Origin of the sequence: Catenovulum adriaticum (assembly GCF_026725475.1) — a bacterium.
In the GTDB taxonomy this organism is placed as follows: domain Bacteria; phylum Pseudomonadota; class Gammaproteobacteria; order Enterobacterales; family Alteromonadaceae; genus Catenovulum; species Catenovulum adriaticum.
Genome location: NZ_CP109965.1, coordinates 2,574,470 through 2,598,587 on the forward strand (window position 1 = coordinate 2,574,470; position 24,118 = coordinate 2,598,587).

22 protein-coding genes and 1 other RNA gene are annotated in these 24,118 nt (G+C 38.6%); 19 read left to right on the forward strand and 4 right to left on the reverse strand.

Annotated features, from left to right (window positions below; all coding sequences use genetic code 11):
• Positions 1-173 precede the first annotated feature (173 nt).
• Together OLW01_RS11250 and OLW01_RS11255 are read right to left on the reverse strand one after the other, a co-directional pair.
• The gene (locus OLW01_RS11250; RefSeq protein ID WP_268074010.1) at positions 174-845 is read right to left on the reverse strand and encodes a ChrR family anti-sigma-E factor; all 672 of its coding nucleotides are present in this window, start codon (positions 843-845) and stop codon (positions 174-176) included.
• Complete coding sequence (locus OLW01_RS11255; RefSeq protein ID WP_268074011.1) at positions 842-1,489, reverse strand: sigma-70 family RNA polymerase sigma factor; 648 nt, start codon at positions 1,487-1,489, stop codon at positions 842-844. Before OLW01_RS11255 ends, OLW01_RS11250 begins: the two co-directional genes overlap by 4 nt.
• A 109-nt stretch (positions 1,490-1,598) precedes the next feature.
• Between OLW01_RS11255 and OLW01_RS11260 the strand changes: the two genes are divergently transcribed.
• From OLW01_RS11260 to OLW01_RS11270, 3 genes are all read left to right on the forward strand, one after another.
• On the forward strand, positions 1,599-1,895 hold the full coding sequence (locus OLW01_RS11260) for a late competence development ComFB family protein (RefSeq protein WP_268074012.1): 297 nt from the start codon (positions 1,599-1,601) through the stop codon (positions 1,893-1,895).
• A gap of 184 nt (positions 1,896-2,079) precedes the next feature.
• The gene (locus tag OLW01_RS11265; protein WP_268074013.1) at positions 2,080-2,244 is read left to right on the forward strand and encodes a DUF2496 domain-containing protein; all 165 of its coding nucleotides are present in this window, start codon (positions 2,080-2,082) and stop codon (positions 2,242-2,244) included.
• Positions 2,245-2,357: 113 nt separating this feature from the next.
• On the forward strand, positions 2,358-4,463 hold the full coding sequence (locus OLW01_RS11270; protein ID WP_268074014.1) for a TonB-dependent receptor plug domain-containing protein: 2,106 nt from the start codon (positions 2,358-2,360) through the stop codon (positions 4,461-4,463).
• 91 nt (positions 4,464-4,554) lie between these two features.
• On the opposite strand, the gene OLW01_RS11275 is transcribed toward OLW01_RS11270, so the two are convergent.
• Positions 4,555-6,771 carry a YgiQ family radical SAM protein gene (locus OLW01_RS11275; protein ID WP_268074015.1) on the reverse strand — a complete coding sequence of 739 codons (2,217 nt, stop codon included), beginning with the start codon at positions 6,769-6,771 and terminating at the stop codon, positions 4,555-4,557.
• Positions 6,772-7,062: 291 nt separating this feature from the next.
• On the opposite strand from OLW01_RS11275, the gene OLW01_RS11280 reads away from it, so the two are divergent.
• The 4 genes from OLW01_RS11280 (at position 7,063) to OLW01_RS11295 (ending at position 12,130) form a co-directional block, all read left to right on the forward strand.
• The gene (locus tag OLW01_RS11280) at positions 7,063-9,372 is read left to right on the forward strand and encodes a reprolysin-like metallopeptidase (protein ID WP_268074016.1); all 2,310 of its coding nucleotides are present in this window, start codon (positions 7,063-7,065) and stop codon (positions 9,370-9,372) included.
• Between the two features lie 79 nt (positions 9,373-9,451).
• Positions 9,452-9,818, forward strand: a transfer-messenger RNA (tmRNA) gene (gene ssrA / locus OLW01_RS11285).
• A gap of 293 nt (positions 9,819-10,111) precedes the next feature.
• Complete coding sequence (locus tag OLW01_RS11290) at positions 10,112-11,662, forward strand: replication endonuclease (protein ID WP_268074017.1); 1,551 nt, start codon at positions 10,112-10,114, stop codon at positions 11,660-11,662.
• A 93-nt stretch (positions 11,663-11,755) separates the two neighbouring features.
• Positions 11,756-12,130, forward strand: a complete 375-nt coding sequence (locus tag OLW01_RS11295; protein ID WP_268074018.1) for a hypothetical protein — start codon at positions 11,756-11,758, stop codon at positions 12,128-12,130.
• Here the strand turns inward: OLW01_RS11295 and OLW01_RS11300 are convergent.
• A complete protein-coding gene (locus OLW01_RS11300; RefSeq protein WP_268074019.1) occupies positions 12,127-13,164 on the reverse strand; it encodes a hypothetical protein in 1,038 nt (345 codons plus the stop codon). The two genes, OLW01_RS11295 and OLW01_RS11300, sit on opposite strands and share 4 nt — an antisense overlap.
• Positions 13,165-13,267: 103 nt before the next feature.
• Here OLW01_RS11300 and xisR point away from each other — a divergent pair, with 103 nt between their 5' ends.
• From xisR to OLW01_RS11360, 12 genes are all read left to right on the forward strand, one after another.
• Positions 13,268-13,450 carry an excisionase family protein gene (gene xisR / locus OLW01_RS11305; RefSeq protein WP_268074020.1) on the forward strand — a complete coding sequence of 61 codons (183 nt, stop codon included), beginning with the start codon at positions 13,268-13,270 and terminating at the stop codon, positions 13,448-13,450.
• Between the two features lie 12 nt (positions 13,451-13,462).
• On the forward strand, positions 13,463-14,563 hold the full coding sequence (locus tag OLW01_RS11310; protein WP_268074021.1) for a tyrosine-type recombinase/integrase: 1,101 nt from the start codon (positions 13,463-13,465) through the stop codon (positions 14,561-14,563).
• 233 nt (positions 14,564-14,796) lie between these two features.
• Entirely contained in the window at positions 14,797-15,654 is an 858-nt protein-coding gene (locus OLW01_RS11315) for a TIGR04255 family protein (protein ID WP_268074022.1), read from the forward strand.
• A 2-nt stretch (positions 15,655-15,656) separates the two neighbouring features.
• Positions 15,657-16,265 (forward strand): hypothetical protein, encoded by a 609-nt coding sequence (locus tag OLW01_RS11320; RefSeq protein ID WP_268074023.1) that lies wholly within the window; start codon positions 15,657-15,659, stop codon positions 16,263-16,265.
• A 12-nt stretch (positions 16,266-16,277) separates the two neighbouring features.
• Positions 16,278-17,144, forward strand: coding sequence for a hypothetical protein (locus OLW01_RS11325; protein ID WP_268074024.1), 867 nt, complete (start codon positions 16,278-16,280; stop codon positions 17,142-17,144).
• Positions 17,145-17,372: 228 nt separating this feature from the next.
• Positions 17,373-18,620, forward strand: coding sequence for an integrase domain-containing protein (locus OLW01_RS11330; protein WP_268074025.1), 1,248 nt, complete (start codon positions 17,373-17,375; stop codon positions 18,618-18,620).
• A gap of 18 nt (positions 18,621-18,638) precedes the next feature.
• On the forward strand, positions 18,639-18,788 hold the full coding sequence (locus OLW01_RS11335; RefSeq protein WP_268074026.1) for a hypothetical protein: 150 nt from the start codon (positions 18,639-18,641) through the stop codon (positions 18,786-18,788).
• Entirely contained in the window at positions 18,781-19,677 is an 897-nt protein-coding gene (locus tag OLW01_RS11340) for a DUF6387 family protein (RefSeq protein ID WP_268074027.1), read from the forward strand. Before OLW01_RS11335 ends, OLW01_RS11340 begins: the two co-directional genes overlap by 8 nt.
• A 112-nt stretch (positions 19,678-19,789) precedes the next feature.
• Positions 19,790-20,086: a helix-turn-helix transcriptional regulator gene (locus OLW01_RS11345; RefSeq protein WP_268074028.1), complete on the forward strand. Its 297-nt coding sequence runs from the start codon at positions 19,790-19,792 to the stop codon at positions 20,084-20,086.
• A gap of 12 nt (positions 20,087-20,098) precedes the next feature.
• On the forward strand, positions 20,099-20,740 hold the full coding sequence (locus tag OLW01_RS11350) for a hypothetical protein (RefSeq protein ID WP_268074029.1): 642 nt from the start codon (positions 20,099-20,101) through the stop codon (positions 20,738-20,740).
• A gap of 3 nt (positions 20,741-20,743) precedes the next feature.
• Complete coding sequence (locus OLW01_RS11355; RefSeq protein WP_268074030.1) at positions 20,744-21,091, forward strand: hypothetical protein; 348 nt, start codon at positions 20,744-20,746, stop codon at positions 21,089-21,091.
• Between the two features lie 75 nt (positions 21,092-21,166).
• Positions 21,167-24,052 carry a DUF927 domain-containing protein gene (locus tag OLW01_RS11360; RefSeq protein WP_268074031.1) on the forward strand — a complete coding sequence of 962 codons (2,886 nt, stop codon included), beginning with the start codon at positions 21,167-21,169 and terminating at the stop codon, positions 24,050-24,052.
• Positions 24,053-24,118 lie beyond the last annotated feature (66 nt).

Genomic DNA, 24,118 nt, shown 5'->3' on the forward strand with positions numbered 1-24,118 from the left:
TAAGTTTATTTAATTTAAATGAGAGTCGATATCACACTATAAAGCAATTTATTAACCTGAATTCAGGTTAATAAATACCGCTTCACGTCTACCACTTTAAGTCGCGATCATAATGAAAGATTCAAAAATGGCGACTTAACTTTGAATATTAATTTAACCAAGTTGAGGTTAATCTAATACATTAACGAAGCAAATGGATTTAATAAACGTGCAGCACCTTGGGTAAATTGTACAGGTGCATCCATCACAGCTAAACACAAACAAGACTGATTAGGCCGAGTTGTTGGCATATGAGTCACGTTATTATCCAGAACAATAAAGTCTCCGGGCTGATAGTGTCCTTGTTCATCACATAAATCACCCGCAAGCACTATGGTAATCTCTAAACTTTTATGAGTATGTTTAGGCACCTGAGTATCCGCTTCGATATAAATTAAACTAGACCTAAAGTCATCAAACGCGCCTAACTTGTTGCTATGTACACCACCAAATTTACGCCACCGTCCGTCTGATGAATAAAAGTGACTTAGCGTTTGCGGCAGCACAAATTTTTGCTCATTTACTTTAATAAAAGACGTTTGTGTTTTATCTATCGCTTTGCCTGTTTTTTCTGGGGGCTCACTCTGTAAAATATCATCCAACATAGTATCGAATGCTGGCATATCTTCACTGGCGGCCTCTAGTTCGAGCAAGTCATCAGCGGCTGCTTGTTCAAACTCAGCCACACTAGCACGACATATAGAACAATAATCCAAATGTGTTGCCACCGCTAAGCTCAAACCTGCCGACAAATCAGCGCGAGCATAGCGAGCTAAAAGTTCATCTGAGGGATGGAAATTAATCATACATCTTGCTCCATCGCTTGTTTCAATTTAGCTAACCCTAAACGGATCCGCGATTTAACCGTACCAAGCGGAATTAATAAATTATCAGAAACCTCTTGATGTGATTTTTCGTCTAAATAGACTTGTCGAATAACATCGAGCTGGGGCGCTGATAAATGCTGATAAAAATGTTCTAGCTGCCCTTGCAATAATAAATTTTCCAATTGAGTAAACTCGTTAAAAGGCTCATCATGTTCAACAATAACGGGCCATAATTCATCGGCAATATTATCTTCTTTTTTTTGCGATATTTTACGTAAAATATCATATCTTACATTACGTGCTATCGTGTAAATCCAAGTCGAAGCTGCCCCTTTATCAGGGTTAAATAAATGCGCTTTAAGCCAAACATTCAGCATCGTATCTTGAACCATCTCTAAGGCTAACGCGTCTTGCTTTAATAATTTTAACCCGAATGACTTTAATCTCGGGGCAAAATAATTAAATATCAAAGTGTAAGCTCGTCTATCACGATGTTCCGCAACTTGTTGCAACAAAGCTGCCCAGTTAGGTGATTCTGACGATGATCCAGATTTTGCCATCTCTGTCCGTGTATAATTAACTTGCGTTGATGATTGCAAGCTATCTTGACCGAGTATATCCATTTGAATCAACTCTTTTTACAATTATTTTTAATAAATACGTTAAGCAATTCTGTTTGGATCACCTACAATAAAAACAAGTCACTTATCAATATGTAAAGGGAAAGGCACCATGAAATTAGATAACGATATTCATAATTATTACGAAAAATTAGTGATTGATAAATTAACCAGCATGGACATAACCGAAGCCACTTCAACCCCTAATTATTTAGCCGATTTATGTTGTTTAGTGTTAAACCAGCTACCTCCGCGGTACATACGTTATGAAGTTGACATGGCTTTTTATTTAGCACCAGCAGAACGCTTACAAATGGAAATGAATGTAGCAAACGCCATTCAAACCTCGATCAAATTTTTAGCAGATACTCAACAACAGAACGCATCGGCTAAAACCTCAACCGATTAAGGTTTTAGTGTTAACTCACTAATAAAAGTTAAGGTCTAAAACTAAAAACTGGCGTTCATTTTGGGTTGCCAAGGTTGCTCGCCCTTTATAATAAATTTAAATGTTAATCATTCAGGTTTGGGATTACATATAATTACGCATATAATGAGGCTAAATTAATAAGCTTAATAATAGGTTAGACAAAATGTCGCTAAAAGAGGCGCCAACACATGTTCAAGTTGCAGTCGATCTGATCATGTTGTTAGAGGACAATAACGTAGACCCAAACGATGTCTTAAAAGCAATCAAAATCGTTGAGCAAGATTACCTTAACAAATTAGGAAACAACATAAATAAAACGGAATCCTAAGCAATCTTAAAAAAATACACTAAACTGTAAAACTAGAGATTGCTTTTTAATAGGTTATTGGCCAATATACTGGTCAGCTAGCCATTTACAAATAAAAAACAATAAGTTAGGCCATGGACAATAAAAGATTATCTACCCAACTACTGACGGCTGGATTGCTCAGTTTAAGTTTAGGCACCGTCGCCAACGCTGCTGAAGATCTGTTTTCTCTGCCCATAGAACAGTTACTACAACTTAAAGTTGCCAGCGCCACCCTAACCAATGAAACCATGCTCACAGTGCCCTCCAGTGTTGCTGTATATGAAGCACAAGATATTCAACAAATAGGGCTGGATAGCCTTGATGAATTACTAAATTTTGTTACAGGCATTCAAAGTAATGCATCTGACCGAAATTCATTATTCAAACGTACTTCTTTTAGAGGTCGCTCTGCGGGTACTGGTGGCCGAGAAATTTTAATTTTATTAAATGGCCAACGTGTTAATAGTGAATATTCTGGCAATAGCGATTACACATTACCCAAAATCCCGCTCGCTATTGTAGAAAAAGTAGAAATAATCAAAGGTACAGGCTCAGCAATTTATGGCTCGAATGCGTTTTTAGGTGTAATTAACATTATAACCAAAAGCAATAACACGCCAGAACTTCATGTTGCTGCAGGCAATATGGGCAGCGTAGAGTTATCAGCTTCAGGTGGCACAACAATAGGTAAGGTTAATATTCATGCCTCCGCCGCTTACGGTAAAACAGACGGCGACCACTACTCAAACGTTAAAGATAGTTACAATCCTGATCTTACACTGGATATTTCAGATCCTAACCGCCATGCTGAGGTCATTTTAAATATCAGCTCTGGTGAGACCGCCCTTAACATTGCTTACAGTGAGCAAAAGTCAGAGGACTATTATGTACAAGGGCATATTAGTAAAGGTTTTAACCAAACAGATACCGAAAGCTTATTTTCAACCTTAAATCACAATTTCATCTGGAATGATAAATTTAATAGTGATTTATGGTTAGATTATCGAAGAACCCGCTCAAATCACTATATACAGGGTACACCACCCTTCACTTTTGCCGAGATTACCACACCGCCAACAACCGAACCTTTATTAGCCAAAACTCCATTTAATGAAGATGCGCACGGTATTAGATTAAATAATTTTTATCATTTAAATGAACAAGTAGATTTAAGTGTGGGCTTTGAATACCGTCATAGTGAATTAACTGAAAATCGTTCATATACTAATTTAGACTACGAAAAGTGCTTAACAAACGTCCCTTGTTTAACATACCTTGAATCTGGCGGACAAATTAAACCAGACGAACACCCTAACATTGGTTATTTTGGCGGTGAATATAAAGCAAACGCTGAATTTGTAGCAGCAACAAACCGAGATATTTGGGGTACTTTTATACAGTCTCAAATAGAAATTACAGATGATACCGAGCTCACCGTTGCCGTTCGGTACGATGATTACAATGATATTGGACAAAATACCAGTCCAAGAGTCAGTTTGGTTAGCCGGGTGGACCAAAAAAATACGGTAAAAGTAAATTATGGTGAAGCGTACAGAGCCCCGCAATTTAACGAAATTGGATTAATCAATACTCCGTTATTTGAAGGCAATCCTAATTTAAAACCAGAAACCATTAAATCACTCGATGTTATTTGGTTAAGCCAACATAATTATTGGAATTTTTCGACCACTTATTTTGTTCATACCATTGAAGATGCGATTATCGATTTGGTTGTAGATAACATAGTTAGACTCACTAATAATACCCAAGAGAGCCAACGCACCCAAGGGATGGAGCTTGAAGTTGCTTACGCGCCAAGCAATCATTTTCACTTACGGTTTGGAGCCACTCACTTTTTTGATTTAGCAGAAGACCAATTTAAAGCATCTGACACACTAGCCTATTTAATTGCAAATTATCACCATAACCAGTGGAATTATAATCTTTCGCTTAATTACCAAAGCGAAAAAGAAACAGTCACGTATGGCGGGCAATTTAGTGACAGAGTTAAATTAGATGGTTTTGTATTAGTTAACTCAAAAATAAGCTACCAGCTATCGCCTAAAATCAATTTGTTTGCTAAAGCAAAAAATTTATTAGATAAAAATTTCACAACACCAGCCATTAGCAACACAACCGAAATGGGCGTGCCAAACCGAGGCCGTCAATGGTTTATTGGTAGTGAGTTTTATTTTTAGCGCTCGCTTCATGTTGCTCGTTTCATAAAGATAAAAAACAAAAAAGCCGAATATAAATTCGGCTTTTTATATCAATAATTGATTAAATTGACTATAACGCGATTGGCTTTTTAGAGCCGATTTTTTTAGATGAATTCGACTTAGACTTTTTAGATTTTACGTTAATTTTAGCTGTATTGCCCTTAACTGGTTTATCAAACCCTTGATTTGAGCTAAAACGAGTTAAGCCTTTTTGATAACGCCCATGGTCGGGTTGTCGCTTATGTTTGCCTTCAGGCGGCACTAAATGCATTGGACCATTGCCAATTAATTTAGATAATCCCATTTTTCGTAATGCTTCACGGATCATCGGCCAACCTTTTTCATCATGGTACCTTAACAAAGCTTTGTGTAACCGTCGTTGTCTGTCTCCACGTGGAACAAATACTTTTTCACCTTTATGCGTTACTTTATGTATCGGATTCGCTTCTGAGTGATACATAGTGGTTGCATTCGCCATAGGAGACGGATAAAAATTTTGTACCTGATCCAATTTAAACTTTTGGTTTTTAAGCCAAATAGCCAAATTAACCATATCTTTATCGGTTGTACCTGGATGCGATGAAATAAAGTACGGAATTAAATACTGTTCCTTGCCGGCTTCTTTCGAGTATTTATCAAATAGCTCTTTAAATTTATGATAAGTCCCCATGCCGGGTTTCATCATCTTACTTAATGGGCCTTCTTCGGTATGTTCAGGTGCAATTTTTAAATATCCACCCACATGATGGGTTGCTAGCTCTTTTACATATCGAGGATCTTCAACAGCTAAGTCATACCGCACACCTGACGCTATCAAAATCTTTTTAATACCTTTGATTTTACGAGCCTGACGGTACAAGTTAATAGTAGGGCTATGATCTGTATCCATATGGCCACAAATGTCAGGCCACACACAAGATAAACGGCGGCAAGTTTGCTCAGCTTTAGGATGCTTACACCGCAGCTTATACATATTTGCTGTTGGCCCACCCAAATCAGAAATAACGCCAGTAAAGCCAGGCACTTTATCTCTTATTTGTTCAATTTCATTTAAAATTGATTCTTCTGAGCGGCTTTGAATTATTCGTCCTTCGTGCTCGGTAATTGAGCAAAAGGTACACCCGCCAAAGCAACCACGCATAATATTAACTGAGGTTTTAATCATGTCATACGCTGGTATTTTTGCATTACCATAAGCTGGATGAGGAATGCGGGCGTATTTCATATCAAATACCGCATCCATTTCGTCGGTTTCTAACGGGAATGCGGGTGGGTTAATCCAAACAATTCTATCGCCATGACGCTGCACTAAAGCACGGGCACAACCTGGGTTTGTTTCTTTATGTAAAATTCGAGAGGCGTGTGCATAATATGTTTTTTCAGCGCGTACAACATCATAGGCAGGTAAAGTAACATAGGTCATTTCCCATGGTCGGCGTTTTTTAGCGGGTTGAACTAAAATAGGTTGGGCTGCTGTCTCTTCTACGGCATCTTTTTTGGAATCACAGCTTGACTCTTCAATCATCTCATAAGGGTTAGGAATTGGATCAATTTTGCCTAGAACATCTAAATCAGTTGAATCTACCCCAAACCAGCCTGGTAAAGCCTCTTTACGTAAAACAGCAGTACCGCGAATGTCCTGCATATCACTAATGTCATCACCATTTGCTAAACGATGCGCTACCTCAGCTAATGGCCGTTCAGCATTACCAAACACTAAAATATCTGCTTTTGAGTCAAATAAAACAGAGCGACGTACTTTATCTGACCAATAATCATAATGCGCTATGCGGCGTAAACTGGCTTCAATTCCACCAATAATCACAGGTACTTTGTAAGCTTCTTTACAGCGTTGAGTATAAACAGTTACCGCACGATCTGGCCTTTTTCCGCCCACATTACCCGCAGTGTAAGCATCATCGTGTCGTAATTTACGGTCTGCTGTATATCGGTTAATCATAGAATCCATGTTGCCAGCAGTCACCCCAAAAAATAAATTGGGCTGTCCTAGCTTCATAAAGTCTTTTTTATTGGTCCAGTCTGGTTGTGAAATAATCCCGACTCTAAAACCTTGAGCTTCCAACATACGACCAATCACCGCCATACCAAAACTTGGATGATCAACATAAGCATCGCCGGTCACAATAATAATGTCACAACTATCCCAACCTAATGCGGCCATTTCCTTTTTTGACATAGGTAAAAAGGGGGCGCTTTTGACTGGCCTTGCTTTAAAACTAGGGTAAGAAAATAACGCTTTGTCGGCTCGCATTCGCTCTGCTTGCATAATAACCTTGGGTGATTGAATAAAGGGCGCGCGATTCTAGCAAATTAGCTTACCGAAAGGAATCAAACAAGCCTAATTAGCCATCTTTATTTGTTTGTTTTTTATTCAAATGTACAGGTTAGTTAACCCAGCACTTAAACCAACAAGATAAAAGCGGCAAACGTTAGATAAGCGCATATATTCGATAAAAACTTTTACCCTTTCGTATAATAAATGTTAATTATAAACTACAATTTTAATCTGACACTCGCCTAGTTAATTTAGCAGGCTTATTAACACAGAGAACAAATTATGAAGTTATTTTCGCTTTTATTTGGTGCTTTATTAAGTTATAGCAGTTATGCACAAAATACCAATTGGCAGCCTATAACGCCCCAATTAATAAGCAATGCAAACTTAACCTCATCTGTACTTTTGCATGATAATGCAATTTTGATAAAGTCACTAAATACACGGTTTAAAAATGACTTAAAACAAATTGCTAAAACAGGCATTAAATACGAGCTGAGCTTGCCACAACATAATGATAAACAGCTCATCTATATTGTTCAATACTCTCCCATTATGGCGAATGAGCTTGCAGCAAAACACGCGGATATTTTAACGTTTAAAGGCCATAAAAAAGGTGATAAAAGCCAAAGAGGTCGCTTTGATTTAGGCCCAAATGGCTTTTATGCAAGCTACCAAATCGACCAAGTTAGATATTATTTAGATGAACATACCAGCGATAATTTGTTTGAGTTATATCCCTATCAAAATAAAGCCCAAGTTAATGAAACCATATTAAATTACGCAAAGCCTCAACTATCACGTAAAGGCTCACTCGATATAGGCCAAAGAGAACTCACCACTTATCGACTTGCTGTTGCGACCACAGGCGAATATGCAAACTACTTTATCAACCGCCAGCAAAATGTGTTAAATGCAATAGTTACCACGATTAATAGAGTGAACGACATTTTTGCACGCGACTTAGCCATTCGGCTTGAGCTAGTCGCAAATAACGACGAGCTCATTTATACCAACCCCAACGAAGACCCCTTTACCAATTCGGATAGCGAAGCAGATTTAAATAGCACACAAACCACCGTAGACAATATAATTGGCAGCAATAATTACGACATAGGCCATTTATTTACAACCAACCCTGGCGGTATTGCGCAAGTTGGCTCTATCTGTTTTAACGGATTTAAAGCCCAAGGCACTTCAGGGAGTCCAAACCCAACAGGCGATGGATTTAATATTGATTTAGTCAGCCACGAAATCGGTCACCAATTTGGAGCCACCCATTCATTTAACGCCACCAGTGGTTTTTGTGGCGATAGCCGATCAAGCAACAATGCTTATGAATTAGGAAGCGGCGTCACTATTATGGGTTATGCCGGCATTTGCGACGATGAGAACATTGCCAATCGCACCATGGCGGTTTTTCACAGTAAAAACATAGAGCAGATATACAAAACGATTAACTCAAACCAAACCACCGGCAGCTGCGGTATAACACAAGCAGCCAATAACCAAGCACCAGTTGCAGATGCAGGAAAAAACTACACCATAGCGCAAAATACCCCTTTTGTATTAACGGGTTCGGCAACCGATATTGAAAACGATACACTCACCTATTCGTGGGAGCAAATAGATTTAGGCGATTCAACCAGCGCCCCCTCTGATTGGGCAAATAACGGCAATGGACCTTTGTTTCGAAACTGGCTACCAGACACCAGTCCGCAAAGATTCTTTCCTCGAATAGATGATCTAGCAAACAACCGAAACACCCCGGCCGAGCTCTTACCCACAACTAACCGAACCATGTTATTTAAGTTAGCTGTGCGAGATCAACAAGGCGGAATAGGCACCGACGATACCCAAATAACAGTTGATGCCAATGTAGGCCCTTTAACCGTAACCTCCCCCACCAATAACAGCTTATTTAGCGGACAAGAAAACATTAATATCAACTGGGAAGTCAATCAAACTCAAACTCTATGCCCACAAGTCAATATTTTATTGTCTGACGACAATGCCCAAACCTTTAAATACACATTAGCCAACGCCGTTGAAAACACCGGTTCGGCTCAAATAACCCTACCCAATATAGACACCTTATTAGCAAAAATAATGGTTATATGTAACGACAACATATTTTTTAACTTATCACCGGGCAACTTTGAAATAATCCCCGTAAGCAACACAGCACCCAGCGCCCAAAATGATGCATTTACCCTAAATACATCTAATAACGACACACTAATACTAGATGTATTAAATAACGACACAGATGCTGACAACGACATTTTGCTAATAACCCAAACAAACTACCAAGGCAATGGCAGTGTAATCATTAACGACAACCAAATAACCTACATGCCAGCCACTAATTTTACGGGTACAGAAACCTTTAGCTACACCATCTCCGACGGCCAAATAACTGATAACGCAAATATAAGCGTACAAGTAACAGCAACCACAGCAAACCCTGAACTTGAAATTGATATGAAAAAAGGCGGCGTTTTATATAAAAGCTCTATTTGTTTGATATTTTTATTAAATTTTGTTCGATTTCGCAAAAAACTCAAAAATAAACAAACTAGAGTCACTTGAATATAATATTTAAAGCGCGTATATTTAGAAACTTGAGATTGTGATAAAGACTTTGGGTTTGCACAAGGTTATGCTCATCGGGGCCGATTAGGATTCGACGAATTACACAAACTCTAAGGTGCATGCCGTGGGGCGGTTGGCCACGTAAAAAGCCGCAAAAAAATAGTCGCAAACGACGAAACTTACGCTTTAGCAGCTTAATAACCTGCTCTTAGCACTTCTGCCCTAGCTTCCGCCAGTAAGACGGGGATCAACAGAAGTTCAAACCCAAACTTGGATAGTGCGGATGCTCCCGCCTGAGAGCTGAACCACGAAATTTAATTCAGGATAGCTTAAGTGTGGCGTGTTTGTCCGCAGCATTTAAGTGAAATTAAAGACAAACTAAGCATGTAGTACCGAGGACGGCGGTACTTCGGACGGGGGTTCAAATCCCCCCGGCTCCACCACAAGCCTCAACCACACAGACCACTCTAGAGCCTTTAAGCCCAATGAAATCAATGGGTTAACGCTCAATCAGATTTCTCGTATTTTTGTCTCCACTAGGCTCAAATGGGCTTATTTATACCCATTTTTTGACGAAAATGACAATTTTCAACGAAAAAATCAGACCGATTTTACCCCACTTGAAGACCAGCTTTATCATGCTGTATTCAACGACTTACACCCGACTTTCAGCCATGAAATAAATAAAAAATATCAAAAAATACGCGATAACTTAGGCATTCAACACGCCAATTTAATGCTGAATAACATTGATAAGGCGTTAAGAATAGGTGATTTAAACCTTTCAGAATCACTGGATAATTTAAAAAATTTAGCCAGAGAAAAAGCAAGACTCGTAAAATTAGCGCAAGAATCAGCGCGAGCGCGAATTCTGAGCGGCTGCGCTGATGATGCGCTAATTTACGGTATTGAAAATATTCCATCCGATGAAACCGAACAACTTAAAAAATTTGGCTGCGATAGTTGGTGGTTTAAACAATTTAAAACGCTAAAAAAACGTAAACTTGAACAAATGGCCAGAGATTTAGAGCTTGTCCATAAACATAAATCAAGTTATGTCAGCAACTACACGAACAACCGCAGACAGCAAGAAAAATCACTTTCACGCCAATTTTTAGAATCTACCTATATCAATAATGAACTGGGTGACGAATTTTCGCTTGCCGAAGTTTACGATAAAAATGTGTCTAATCCGGCAATCAGACGTGCCGAGCTTATGGTTAGAGCAAAAGGCTTTGAAGAACTGGCTGAATACAACCATCACCAAGCTTTATTTATCACCTTAACCACTCCATCTCGTTTCCATCAAATTAAAGCCAATGGTACAGCTAACCCTAAATTTAATGGCGCTACACCGAGAGAAGCACACCATTTTTTAAATGACGAATGGAAGTTAATCCGCTCTGCTATTCATAAAAAACAAATTAATCCGTATGGCTTTAGAGTGGTTGAACCACATCACGACAGTACCCCGCACTGGCATTTATTATTATTCATTCATCCTGATGATACAAAAAGCCTGATTCAGACTTTTCAGCATTACGCATTGCAAGATGCAGACACCAACCAAAGCAATCTAAAACATAGAATAAAATGCGTAACCATAGATTCAGAAAAAGGTTCTGCCACTGGATATATCGCTAAATACATTTCTAAAAATATTGATGGTCATGGCTTAGATAAAGATTTAGACGGAAAGGACGCAAACGAATCAGCACAAAAAATTGAAGCTTGGGCGTCTAATTGGGGCATTCGTCAATTTCAGCAAATTGGTGGCGCTCCGGTAACAATCTGGCGAGAACTGAGAAAACTACGAGATCCAGTAGATAACCCGATAATTGAACAAGCCAGAAAAGCGGCTGATAGCAGTGATTGGGCGGCTTACAACCTATCTATGGGTGGCGTTAACTTGCCACGCTCTGCCCGACCTATCCAACCCTATTATGAAGAACAAGAAATAAATCTGGTTTTCAATACAGACACCGGAGAAGTTATAGACGAACCTAACATAGTTAAAAAATTAAAAGGCCTTTCAGCTGGTGATCACGTCACTATTACCCGCAAGCATAACTGGACAATATCAGGGTCGGTAAATTCGGTGAATTCGGGAACCGAAATCAATGAATTTGCCGAGCAGCTAGGCGGTAGCAGCAAGCACGGAGCCAGCGTGATGCACCGCGCTAGCATTCCAGACTTTGATGAAATTGCCAGTCAATTTGATGCTTACACAGATCAGCAAGAAAGATGGTTTCAATACTACGAAAGTTTGCATTATGACGGCCTGTAAAGGCCGTCCTTGGACTTGTGTAAATAACTGTACCGAACTTTTAAAAATTTAGAATCTAACTGAAAAACAGCAACTAAATAAGAGGGCCAAAAGATGCCAGTAAGCAAAAATACCAGACGCAAAAAAGCGAAAAAACAAACTAAACCAGTAAACCGACCAAGCAGCGGAAATGATTTTACATTTGATGATGAAACAGAGATTGCACCTAATGTATTTGCCTTTGGCTTTCCGCCAGAATTGGATACATTCAGCAACGAGGAAGCCTTTGGGCTGTTAAATAGTCATGCGGTATATGTCGAATTAGCCGAGTCAGGCAACTATCACACGGAAGATATTGCCATTGTCGTTGGTATGCTGGTTTTAAATGACGAAACCGAAATTATTCTAAAGACCAACGACAAAGGCTTATTACAACTCAGAAAATCCACATTTTTTAAAAACTTTGCTCTATTGAATATGGATTTTTAATTCGTTTCTTCGCTCTTTGAAAAATTGTGTACCCGATAATAGCCGTTACTGCGTAGCGGCACACCTTTTTTAGTCACGTGATCAAAGCTAAAAATATGCTCGTTTCCCGCTTCGTAACATTGGCCGATTAAACGCTTTTTGAATTCACCTTTACCTTTAACGACATCAACTTCGGCCCCGCAAATTGGACACTCACTTTGGTAAACTCTCATCTCGATTTTGCGGTGTTCCCCTTCAGCAATTGATACAAGCTGCGCTTCTCTAATTTTAAACGGCACCATCCAGCTAGGAGCAATTGCAACTCTCGAATTCGTGAGGCTAAAATAAGTTCTAAAAGGGAAAAATACGACTAAGTTGCATATGAATACCAGCAATGCAATGGATCCAAGAGCATACAAATGGAAGTGCATATATAAGGTTAAAGTCGCATAGGCTTCTATAAAAAGAAGCGCAGGAACACTAACGTACACCCACTTATTCCATCCAACTAAATTAATTGACGACAAGATTCTTGGTAACCACCATAATTTAGGAAGTTGGATTAATTGATACTCAATTTCTGTAATAGGATCGCCAATATTAAAACTCTCAATTTCGTTAATCGGCTTTAAAATTAAATAACGTAAACTGGCATTCCCGTTTCCCCCTTCGGTGTTGGAACTTTCGAATTTGAGATAATGCCTGCAACCTTGCCTTTTCAACCACACTAAATATTCATCCTTAAATTTAGGGTCGGTTAAAAATAAACTCAATAATTTTTCACAGTTCCGAATTTTCTTTTCGTACTCATCATCAGGAGAAAGATTTTTGTTTGGCTTTAAAGCGCTACAGTAAATTCCCCAACACTCAAGGTATGTAAACTTAATATCATCTAGTTTTTTATGATTTTTCTGGATTTCGTTTTTGGCGTATTCAACAAATTGAGCAAAATACTTTGCTCCATTTAGGTTATTTTTATCTACCCTCTCAATAAACGCAAGTGTTTGATTACAGACCAAATTAAATTCCGTTATATCTAATTGATTATCAGTCATTTAAAGTTTTACAGGTACAAACCCGTTTACTCCCTGTTTCAATGTTACTCAAAAGTAAATCATTAAGCCCAACACAGACAAACTAAACCTTTAAGGGCTAATTATGAAACCTAAATATATTTCAGTTAAAGCATTTGCACAACTAGGCGCTTATTCAGAACAAGCAATTCGTTCAAAAATTAAAAAAGGCCAATGGGTACTCAATCAACATTACCGCAAATCACCGGATGGGCGAATTCTGCTCGACTTTGAACAAATTAACCTTTGGATAGAATCAGCAAGCTAAGAGGCAAGCCACATGATAAATTTACCAACTTACGCAGGCATAAAGCCGAACAAGTCAAGCATTGCAATTGAGTTTACCTATAACAATGTGCGTTGCAGAGAAACCATAAAATGCACGCCAACTAAAACCCGTATGCAAGAACTAGCCAGAAAACGCGAGGCCATTTTGTATGAAATTTCATTAGGGATTTTTGATTACGCAAAGCATTTCCCGAATAGCAAAAAAGCAACTGAATTGAGCAGTAATAAAGCGAATGCAATTACCATAAAGCAGCTAATTACAGACTGGTTTGAACGCCAGCGTAAAGTTTGCCAACTAAGCACAATTCGCGGATATAAATCGGTAATTTACTATCATTTAATACCGCAATTTGGTCATTTAAAGTTGGCAGAGCTTAAACCAACTATGGTTACAGACTGGATGACTGATTTAATTTGTGATGGCACAAAACCGAAAAGAGTTAATAATATTTTAACCCCATTAAGAGATGCTTATAAACGCGCTTATTTGGATAGTGTCATTGATAAAAATCCAATGGATAGAGTGAAAAATTTAAAACTCGAACGACCTGATATTAAACCTTTTACCGAAAGCGAAATTAATTCAATTTTGTCATTTATACCGAATGAATCAGACCGTAATATGATTGAACTGGCGTTTTATACCGGATTAAGAACGTCAGAATATATGGCGCTAACATGGTCAGACGTGGATTTTAAAAACAAAAGACTCAACATTGATAAAGCACTGGTTTACAAACATCTAAAATCAACCAAAACCAAATCGGGAATCCGAACCATTGAACTGCATGACAGAGCTTTGCAAGCCCTACACAAGCAAAAAGCCTTAAATTTAAATATTGAAAATATCCTGTTTCCTGACTTAAAAAATAAAAGTCACTGGCATGATACATCAGCTATACGCAAACGAATCTGGATACCTGCACTTGAAAAAGCAGATCTTGAATACCGTAACCCATACCAAACCCGCCATACCTTTGCATCACAAATGCTTAGCCAAGGTAAAAACCCGCTTTGGGTGGCAAATCAAATGGGGCATATAGATTGGGGAATGATTATCAAAACCTATGGAAAGTGGATTAGAAATGATTGAATTAAAATACATACAATCAAAATACAAGTTAGCTGCTATAATTTAGAACATGCGCAGCCAATTAAAGTAACACATAAAAACGTTAGAATTCTTTTACCCTACTTCATAATTAATTTAATAAAGTAAAATATCTATACAAATACAAAATATATAAATTGAAAAGACTGAACTAATAGATCATAATATCGTCTAATAAAATGTCTAATTTTATGTCTAATGACGGAACTTAATAGATGTCAGTAAAATATGAAAAACCACCAGTAGTATATACAGTTGCTAAATTAAACTTCGGTAAGAGCATTGGTAATTATATTAATACAAAATATCAAAAATTATTAAGCTCTTTGGAAGATGTAGGCTTCAATAGCTATACTAAGAGTGAAGTTACCGGCATCCAGCTAAAGCAAGCTAATAACACTTTCACTGCGGTGCCATCAAATGTCGATCGCGTTGGCTATTTTTCTTCTGACAAAATGAAATGTGCCATAATCGATGAGAGTTCTATTGAATTTAGATTAAGTAAATATACAAATCACAGCTCGTTTTTAGATGAAGTTATTCTACTTCTTGATAAATGTAGAGAGTGTGAAGTAACATCTGGAAATCAATTGAAAGAAATAGAGTTGCACTATGTAGACCTTTTTGTACCAACAGGTTCAATTCAATTAGAACAGATGTTTAATGGCGTAGCACTGCCAAATGGGCAATTCTACAATGATAGCACTGACCGCTTAGTAGTAGGCTCAATCCAGTCTACACGAATATTAAAATCAGGAAAGACGAAAGTAAGTGTAAATTTAGAGCAGCTATCGGATTTAGATCTCAATAGAAGAAAATATCTTCCAGATGGGCTTATTGAACCCGATGAAAAATTATCTATGCCGCTTGATACTGAACGTTTTTTTCCAAATCAAGAGAGTAAATTGAATTATGCTATCGTACACACTTCATGTAGTACATTAGTGGGTAACGAGAGTGAAGATTTACGACAAGCGTTTGAGTTGCTATACAAACAGAGTAGACAAACATTTGATCACATGATCAAAAGCAACGTTTGTGAGTCTATCTGGAAAGTAAAAACAAAGGTATAAATATGGATTATTTAGATATGTATGCTGGTAGTACTAGCATAGCGCCTAGCGAAATTGTTATGTATGCTGATGTTGATTCTCGATGTTTACCTATTAGTATAGTGACAGACGAAGAAGAGTATTCACTATATGAGACATTTGGCTCTAACTCTTCTTCTATTGTATTAAAAAGGTCATGCCTTACTCAGTCTTTTACAACAGCCTCAGAAGACTCTACTTTTTCAGTAGATGATTGTGTCAAAAAATGCCAAGAGATATTAGGATTAAAGATAAACGAAATTGCCAAACTTGTTGGTGTTTCACGAGCATCGCTTGACCTACATAGAAAAGGAGCGAATCTAAAAAGTTTAACTAACTACGAGGAAGCCTATAATTTCGTCTTAAAAGTAGAAGCTAAATTTGGTAATGCAGCTAAATTTGGGCTAAGAAATATTTTAATTGAGCGCAAAACACTCGTACAGCATTTGATAAAAAACAAAGATAACTTAGAAGCCGTAACTCCATACATAGAGTATGCAGTTGAAAAATCTTCAAAAATAAAAATAGACAAGACACAAATTGACAACTCCAAGTCAAAGATACGACTTAGTGGAATTGGCCGGCTAGCTTAATGGAGTTTAAAGTTGGAAGAACTAATTGAATTAAACGTGCGACAGGGATGTATTTTAGCTACAAACTCAGAGGTGAAAGGTACTAATGCGCTTTTTGAGATTGTAAAAAGTGGTCGTTTAGGTGACATAAAAAATAAAGGTGTCCCCGATAACTGTAAATTCTTAGTTTTAACGCAAGATTGCAACATATCAAGCAAAAGCAACAAGTATATTGAGTTAGCTCAACTAAAGAAGGCAAAAGTAAAAGATGAAAGTAAGATAGAACACATCATACTTGGTAAAGACTACAACAAACTTATCTTGAAACAGGGTAGTGAATATTATGAGTTGTCGGAAATTTTAATTACCAAGGTAAAAAAAGACACTATTTCAGAGTATATTCGAAAGACCTCAATAATTATCGATACAAGCCTTGATCCAAGAACAAAAAAAATTGTGTTAGATTGGCGATTATTAACATATTTAAGGGAACCATTTCCGCATAATTTTAATACTGCACTTTGGAAGTATTTTACTGAATCTGACAATTGGTTTAATGGCTTCTTACTTAACAATCAAGATAATATTCACTCTATCCGGTTTTATGTAGAGCCTGAAGAAGAACAAGCTGCTCAATATGATTTTTCTATATGTGTACTGTTAACGGATGCTGGCGCAGCGCAACAGGATATAATAGAGAAAGAAGTTGATAAAATGGTTCGTCAATTTTCTGAGTATCCTGAAATTAATTGCTTACAAATCTCCGACGATGTCAATGGTTTAGATGAGCAAACATTCCCAGAAAATTTAATTTTATCTCTAACTTCCACTTTGGATGAATTTACATTCGCAAACGCATATGTAATGCCTGAGTTTAATTTTCAATATTTATGTTATTAATAAGGCACAAGTGATTGAAATGAAAAGATTAAATGGGGGTTCAAATCCCCCCGGCTCCACCACTGACCAATCCCAACCAATCCAAAATAATCTTTTTATCCCTTTAAAATCAACAATTTGACTATTTTCTAGTCCTAGCCCATCCTAGGCAATATTGTAAAATCCACGTTTTAATGTAACACTAAACTTAACACCAGCACATTAACACTAACTTGATGTTACATTGATATGGCAAATACAACGAAAGCCCTTACAAACACTCAGATAGAACGCGCTAAGACAAAGCCCAAAGAATATAATTTATCCGATGGACAAGGTTTAAGTTTAAGAATTAAACCAATCGGCTCTAAAAACTGGGTTTTTAACTATCTTAGCCCCCTAACACAAAAAAGAACTAACATAGGATTTGGACAATACCCAGATGTCACCTTAGCGCAAGCAAGAGAAAAGCGCACAGAGGCAAGGGCTATTTTGGCTCAGGGTTATGACCCTAAAGCATATAAAAATCAAGAAACCAACCGAGTACAAGAACTTAAAAGCCAAACTTTAGAGCGGGTGGCGAGCCGATGGTTTGAAATAAAACAAACCCAAACAACAAAAGCTTATGCTGAGGATATTTGGCGTTCTCTTAATAATCATATATTCCCAACGGTAGGCGCTACTCCGCTACATGAACTAAAAGCCAAAAACGTAATAGCAGCACTTGAACCATTGGCAAGCCAAGGCAAGCTTGAGACCGTTAAACGAATATGCCAACGACTTAACGAGGTAATGACCTACGCTGTTAATTTAGGCATGTTAGAGCATAACCCCACCATAGGAATAAGAGCCGCCTTCAAACCACCCGAAAAAAAGCACATGCCAGCCATTAAGCCGGAAGAACTGCCGGAACTGATGCAAACAATAAGCATGGCCAGCATAAAAATAGTCACCCGATGCTTATTAGAATGGCAATTGCACACTATGAGCCGACCAAGTGAAGCTGCCGGGGCAAGGTGGGACGAAATAAACTGGGATGATAACACCTGGGTTATTCCACCCGAGCGCATGAAAAAGCGAAAAGAACATATAGTACCGCTTACCGAGCAAACCTTAGCCATACTCGAATACTTAAAGCCGATCAGTGGTAAACGTGATTATTTATTTCCTGCTGACCGTGACCCGAAAAGCCATACTAACGAGCAAACAGCTAACCGGGCATTAGAACGTATGGGCTACAAAGGCCGTTTAGTAGCGCATGGGTTTAGGTCAATCGCCAGTAGCGCCTTAAATCAGCATGGCTTTGATCCCGATGTAATAGAGGCCGCACTAGCCCACGTTGATAAAAACGAAGTAAGACGAGCATATAACCGCACAGATTATTTAGAGCGCAGACGGGTTTTAATGGCTTGGTGGTCTGAATATATCGTTAATGCCTCAACCGGGCATTTTACCCAAGGGGTAGCACGTAAAGCGCTAAGGGCTGTAAATAGTTAATTAACCGGAATAGATACGATGAATAAACTTTCAGATAACGAAATTAATGAACTGATGCTTGAACTAGAGTTAGCAATTAATTCAGGTAAAGTAACAATAGAAGAGGTTCGGGAGATAATGAGTATCCCCCCAAGAGAACTAGTGATTATGGTCAAGCAAAATGGCTAAGCGCGTTAAAGATCTGCCTGAGTGGTTTAATATGGGTAATTACTCAGAGTGTAACAAGCTAAGGTCAAATGACTGGAGTATCGAGCTAAGTTGGAGATATAGATATTTTGCTTCGCTAGATAGGTTATTTAAGCTGGCCGATATTGCAGCCAAGCCAGGAATATCTAAGGAAAAATTAGATACATTTAAACATGAGATTGAAAGCTTGCTCGAAGTCCTTGAGGTTTACGTGGGTAGTTACGTTGGGAATAACCCACGACAATTTAACATTGCGGATAATTCTAAAGATGAAACTTGCCATGGGATTAGTGAAATGTATTTTGATCAAGCAATAAGCTTAGGTAAATTTTGCGAAAATAAACTCCTAGAAAATGGTGATATGGTAGATTGCTTTGAACAAGTGGAGGAGGCTTTACATAAATCAATGCCTGAACTTGTTTTTGTTAAATCCTTATTGGGTACAGCAGTTGAGAGTAATCCTTTAAATTTACATGCGTTATCTGAAAATCCAGATAATGACCCCCTTGAACACTTGAATAAAAACGAACAGATATTTATTGTTGATTACACTTTGCCCGAAAGTGTTTTATTGGCTAGCTTCTCAAAAAAAATAAAAGCTCTCAAGGAAAAGCGAGGTGTACCAGAAAGCAATAAATTCAATATCCAAGCTTTATTAAAAGCTTGTGCTAAATACAAAGTTCTACCCTATATTGATCTGATGCTTCACGAAATCTTATATCAAGAAAAAATTCCAAGAAATTTGATTAACAATGCACTATTTACACAGCACGATGGCACGCAATACACCATTGAAAAACATACAATCCCACTTGTAAAAAAGATATTCAATAAACAATTTTTAGGGCAGCTATCAGATTTCAATGATTAGTTCAATCCTAATTTTTATGAAAAATATAAGGGTATTTTTAACCAACCTAAATAAATAACCTTTAAAGCGTCAATACGACTGAATCCGTTAGATACATATAGGACGCTTTAAGATGACCAAACCAGACACAATTCAATTTATCCGCAAAAACGAAGTATTAGCCCGTTTTGGCTATACCAATTCAACCTTATACGACCGTATTAAAAACAAGCTTATGCCCTGCTCTATTAACTTAGGTGGTAATGCTGTGGGATGGCTTAAACACGAAGTAGACAGCGTAGCCGCTGCGATTGTAGAGGGTAAATCAAACGATGAAATAAAAATCATTGTCAGTGAGTTAGAGGCCGACCGCAAAAACGCCAGTAAATGGCTTGAGCGTAACCCAACAGAAACAAATCAAGCGGCTTAGGGAGTTAATACCATGAATAAAAAAACAGACACCCAACCAAAGCCGAATGCCTGTACAAACACTAGTACTAAGTCTACCTCTATGGACGATATTATGCCAACTGCCCACCCGCTAAAAACCTTTGTAAACCGTTTTGCTGGTGGCGATAACATCCCTAAATTAAACTTACCCTTTGATTATAATCACTTACCTTATTTTATTTCTTTGCTGGAAAACAGCAAAGAAATGATAGAGCTAGGGTTAAACACAACATCATTCAACAATGAGGAAACCCCGAAAGCCAAAGCCTTATTTCAAAGCGTTTTAGATCAAATAAATGACGCTTTAGCTATTTTTAAAGTAAAAACAAATGAACTGGACGCTATGTATAAGATCTACATAAAAAGCGATTACAGATCATTTCTTGAATATATTAGCGTGCAAAATAAAGCAGGAGATAAAATAACCTCATGTTTAATAGACAGTGCGTATAACTCTACAAATGCTTTTTTGCATTTGGCTAGATCTGCAAATAATAGCCTAATACAAGTTAAACCACATATACAATCTCACGATAAGATAATTCAAACCCTTAGATTGATAGGAGATTGGGCAAGCATCCAAAAGACTGCTTGTGACGATATGATAAAAGCCGTTAAATTATTTGAGGGGTAAGTTATGAGCAATAACCTAAACATTGATGCCTCTAACGCTTCAATTGAGCTAATACACCCTAAGCGCATGAACAAAGTAGGCAGGGTTTTATATCACTTGTACCAAGGCGGCACATTAAACCGATTCGAAGCAGAAGAACAACTACATGATCACTGTTTAAATTCAACTATATCTAAGATTAGCAACGATTTAGGCGTGGTTATTGAACGAAAAACAGAAGTGGTCATTGGCTATCAAGGCCATAAAAGCCCATGCAAGCGTTATAGCATTAATAGCCATCCTAATAATATGTATATGGCTTGCAAACAATTGGTATGTTTATACGGTTTTAAGATACCGATGCCTGATTAACCCCTAATGGCCTGAATACAGGCCACCCATAAGCACATATAAATTAACCTTATACGCATGTAGGGCGGCTTTCTTATGCAAAAATTAAACTTTAAAGCAGTGAATGACGCTGCATTAGCAAGGGCTGAGCAAGTAGCGGCTCATTATGCCCCCAATGGAACACGGCAAGGCCATGAATGGTTAGCACTCAACCCAACACGGTCAGATAATAAAAAGGGAAGTTTTTCAATTAACTTAAATACGGGTGTTTGGGCTGACTTTTCAACCAGTGACAAAGGGGGCGATTTTATCGACCTGGTGGCTTATATTGAAAACACCGGAAAAGGCGCAGCCTGTAAGCGCTTAGCTGAATTTTTAGGTGTTAATAGTTCAGCTGGTGGTGTAAATAATAAAGCCCCAGCTAAACTACCGGCTAATAAACCTAATACACCCGCTTTTATTCCAGTGCCGCCACCCGCAAGCGCTGCGAACCTATGCCCGACCGAACATTATCAAAACGGTACACCGTCTAAAATCTGGAATTATACAAACGCTAAAGGCGTTTTAATTATCCGAGTTATGCGCTTTGATTCAGCAGATGGCAATAAAACCTATCGGCCATTAGCTTATGGCTCTAAAAAAGGACAAGCGCCAAAATGGCATTGGCAACAGTTGCCAGATAATCGCCCCTTGTACAATCTGCCAGCGGTAAGTAGCCAATGTGAAAACGTGGTATTAGTTGAAGGCGAAAAAGCCGCAGATGCCGCAAAAAGCTTATTTACTGATTATGTGGCTAGTACGTGGTCTGGCGCAGTTAAAGCCGTGGCTAAAACTGACTTTAGCCCGTTAGCGAGTAAAAACGTTTTATTCTGGCCGGACAATGATGAAGCCGGACAAGAGATAATCGACAAGCTAAAAGCCGTTTTAGAATCGGTTAAGGTTAAATCGTTTAACGTGGTTAACCTTGCCTTTTTTAGCAGCTATAAACCCACTGATAAAGGTTTATCTGCCGGTGGTGAATGGCCGGAAAAGGCAGACGCTTTTGAAGCCGTGCAAATGGGGTTTACCGCAAAGCATATTAGCGCAGCAATTAAAAAAGGGGTATTCATTCAGCCAGATGAAAACGAAGCTGTAGAAGCAATTGACGAAGATCAGCCCGAATGGATGCCCAAAGGCTTTAAGATAGATGATAATGGCCTGTATGCCTTTAACCCGCAAACGGAAAGCTACAGCTATATATCAAAACCTATTCATGTATTGGCCTTATCCCGCAACGCAAACGGAGATGGTTTAAACTGGGGTAAGCTGGTGGAGTTTAGCGACTTTGACGAACAGAGTAAGCAATGGAATATTCCCAACAAGCTGTTTAATGATAATGGCGGCCAAGCCATATTAAAAGAATTGTTAGACCGTGGTTTTGAGTTTGAACCAAGGCGCAATAGTAAAAAACAGGTACTGGAATATTTAGAGGCCAGCAAACCCACAAAACGAATGAAGCTGACCCAGTCGCGCGGGTGGCATGATAAATACCGTGCTTTTGTACTTCATGACAAAGTATTGGGCGATAACAAAGCTAACTTAATGTTTTACAGTGAACGCCCTTTTAAAACTGATTTAAGCAGTAAAGGGACACTGGAAGAATGGCGGGAAAATGTAAGCCGGTATTGCATCGGCAACCCGTTCTTAACGTTTTCGGTTAGCTTGGCTTTAGCTGCGCCACTGGTTGAACTCATGGGCTTTGAAACGATGGGCTTTCACTTATTTGGGGATTCAAGCTTAGGCAAATCAACATCGCTTAATATTGGTAATTCCGTTTATGGTGACCCAAAAAACTATGGCCGCACGTTCAGAGGCACAGACAACGGCCTTGAAATGTTAGCCGCTGACCGTAACAGCCTGTTTTTAACACTGGATGAAATACACGAAGCTGACCCAAACCAGCTAGGCGGCATCGTTTATATGCTTGGTAATGGTCAGGAAAAAACCAGAGCCGCAGCTTATGGGGCTGGCTCTAGTGATATTCGTAAATGGCATTTAGCGTTTTTATCCAGTGGTGAACATACTTTAGCCCAGCGCTTAGCCGAGATAGGCAAAAAAGCTACAGGTGGGCAAGCGCAAAGGCTTATAGAGTTACACGCTTGTTTACATGAAGATGAAACCATTAAAAAGAAAATGGGTTCATTAAACGAATTACACAACTTCGATCACGGCTCAAAACTGGCCGAATATTTAAGCGAACAAATGCGCCATTATCACGGCTGTGCGTTCCCTGCATTTATTGAGGCTTTACTTGCAAGTGATATTAATAAAATGCAGACCTATATAGCCGAATTTATCAAAGGCTTTACTGATCAGGTGGTGAGTGAACAAGCATCAGGCCAAGCTAAACGAGCAGCTAAAAAGTTTGCGCTGGTGGCTGCGGCTGGTGTATTAGCTAGTAACTTTAACATTACAGGCTGGACAAAAGAGCAAGCAATAGAATCGGCCTATACCCTATTTATGCATTGGCTTAATGCCCGTGGTGGTGAGGGTAACATGGAAGTCATCGAAATTATTAAGCATGTACGTTTGCAATTTGAACTAAACGGAGAGGCGCGCTTTACTCGTTGGGACGAGGTAAAAACCATGTCAGACGAACCCAGCACGGTGATTGATACCCACGTGCCCCGAACAAGTGAACAATGGGGCTTTAAACGTAGCATAGTGGAAAAAAGCACATTAGACGGTGATACGCTGGCCTTTGAATATTATGTTTACCCGACTGTATTTGAGCAGGTGGTTTGCCGTGGTTATGACCACAAGCGGGTGGCTCGTTTACTTAAAAACTTAGGCGCTTTGGTATTGACTGATAGTGAGCATAAAGAGGGACGCTTAAAAACAAAAACCAGAGTGCCGGGTTCAGGTAAAAAACGTATATCAGTATATAGGATAGATGGATCACAATTATCAGATGATGACGAACTAGCGAAAATAGCCGCTTAACCCAACCCCCACCACAAAATTAAACCAGCGATTCAGTAACCAAGGGGGCAGTTTGTCCCCAGTATT

Excerpts from the sequence above, each read along its gene's own strand:
- OLW01_RS11275 (WP_268074015.1), bottom strand. The coding sequence starts at position 6,771 with ATGCAAGCAGAGCGAATGCGAGCCGACAAAGCGTTATTTTCTTACCCT.
- OLW01_RS11320 (WP_268074023.1), top strand. The coding sequence starts at position 15,657 with ATGGATTATTTAGATATGTATGCTGGTAGTACTAGCATAGCGCCTAGC.
- xisR (WP_268074020.1), top strand. The coding sequence starts at position 13,268 with ATGAAACCTAAATATATTTCAGTTAAAGCATTTGCACAACTAGGCGCT.
- OLW01_RS11290 (WP_268074017.1), top strand. The coding sequence starts at position 10,112 with ATGCTGAATAACATTGATAAGGCGTTAAGAATAGGTGATTTAAACCTT.
- OLW01_RS11265 (WP_268074013.1), top strand. The coding sequence starts at position 2,080 with ATGTCGCTAAAAGAGGCGCCAACACATGTTCAAGTTGCAGTCGATCTG.
- OLW01_RS11345 (WP_268074028.1), top strand. The coding sequence starts at position 19,790 with ATGACCAAACCAGACACAATTCAATTTATCCGCAAAAACGAAGTATTA.
- OLW01_RS11280 (WP_268074016.1), top strand. The coding sequence starts at position 7,063 with ATGAAGTTATTTTCGCTTTTATTTGGTGCTTTATTAAGTTATAGCAGT.
- OLW01_RS11330 (WP_268074025.1), top strand. The coding sequence starts at position 17,373 with ATGGCAAATACAACGAAAGCCCTTACAAACACTCAGATAGAACGCGCT.
- OLW01_RS11255 (WP_268074011.1), bottom strand. The coding sequence starts at position 1,489 with ATGGATATACTCGGTCAAGATAGCTTGCAATCATCAACGCAAGTTAAT.
- OLW01_RS11310 (WP_268074021.1), top strand. The coding sequence starts at position 13,463 with ATGATAAATTTACCAACTTACGCAGGCATAAAGCCGAACAAGTCAAGC.
- OLW01_RS11260 (WP_268074012.1), top strand. The coding sequence starts at position 1,599 with ATGAAATTAGATAACGATATTCATAATTATTACGAAAAATTAGTGATT.
- OLW01_RS11360 (WP_268074031.1), top strand. The coding sequence starts at position 21,167 with ATGCAAAAATTAAACTTTAAAGCAGTGAATGACGCTGCATTAGCAAGG.
- OLW01_RS11315 (WP_268074022.1), top strand. The coding sequence starts at position 14,797 with ATGTCAGTAAAATATGAAAAACCACCAGTAGTATATACAGTTGCTAAA.
- OLW01_RS11335 (WP_268074026.1), top strand. The coding sequence starts at position 18,639 with ATGAATAAACTTTCAGATAACGAAATTAATGAACTGATGCTTGAACTA.
- OLW01_RS11340 (WP_268074027.1), top strand. The coding sequence starts at position 18,781 with ATGGCTAAGCGCGTTAAAGATCTGCCTGAGTGGTTTAATATGGGTAAT.
- OLW01_RS11350 (WP_268074029.1), top strand. The coding sequence starts at position 20,099 with ATGAATAAAAAAACAGACACCCAACCAAAGCCGAATGCCTGTACAAAC.
- OLW01_RS11295 (WP_268074018.1), top strand. The coding sequence starts at position 11,756 with ATGCCAGTAAGCAAAAATACCAGACGCAAAAAAGCGAAAAAACAAACT.
- OLW01_RS11250 (WP_268074010.1), bottom strand. The coding sequence starts at position 845 with ATGATTAATTTCCATCCCTCAGATGAACTTTTAGCTCGCTATGCTCGC.
- OLW01_RS11300 (WP_268074019.1), bottom strand. The coding sequence starts at position 13,164 with ATGACTGATAATCAATTAGATATAACGGAATTTAATTTGGTCTGTAAT.
- OLW01_RS11270 (WP_268074014.1), top strand. The coding sequence starts at position 2,358 with ATGGACAATAAAAGATTATCTACCCAACTACTGACGGCTGGATTGCTC.
- OLW01_RS11355 (WP_268074030.1), top strand. The coding sequence starts at position 20,744 with ATGAGCAATAACCTAAACATTGATGCCTCTAACGCTTCAATTGAGCTA.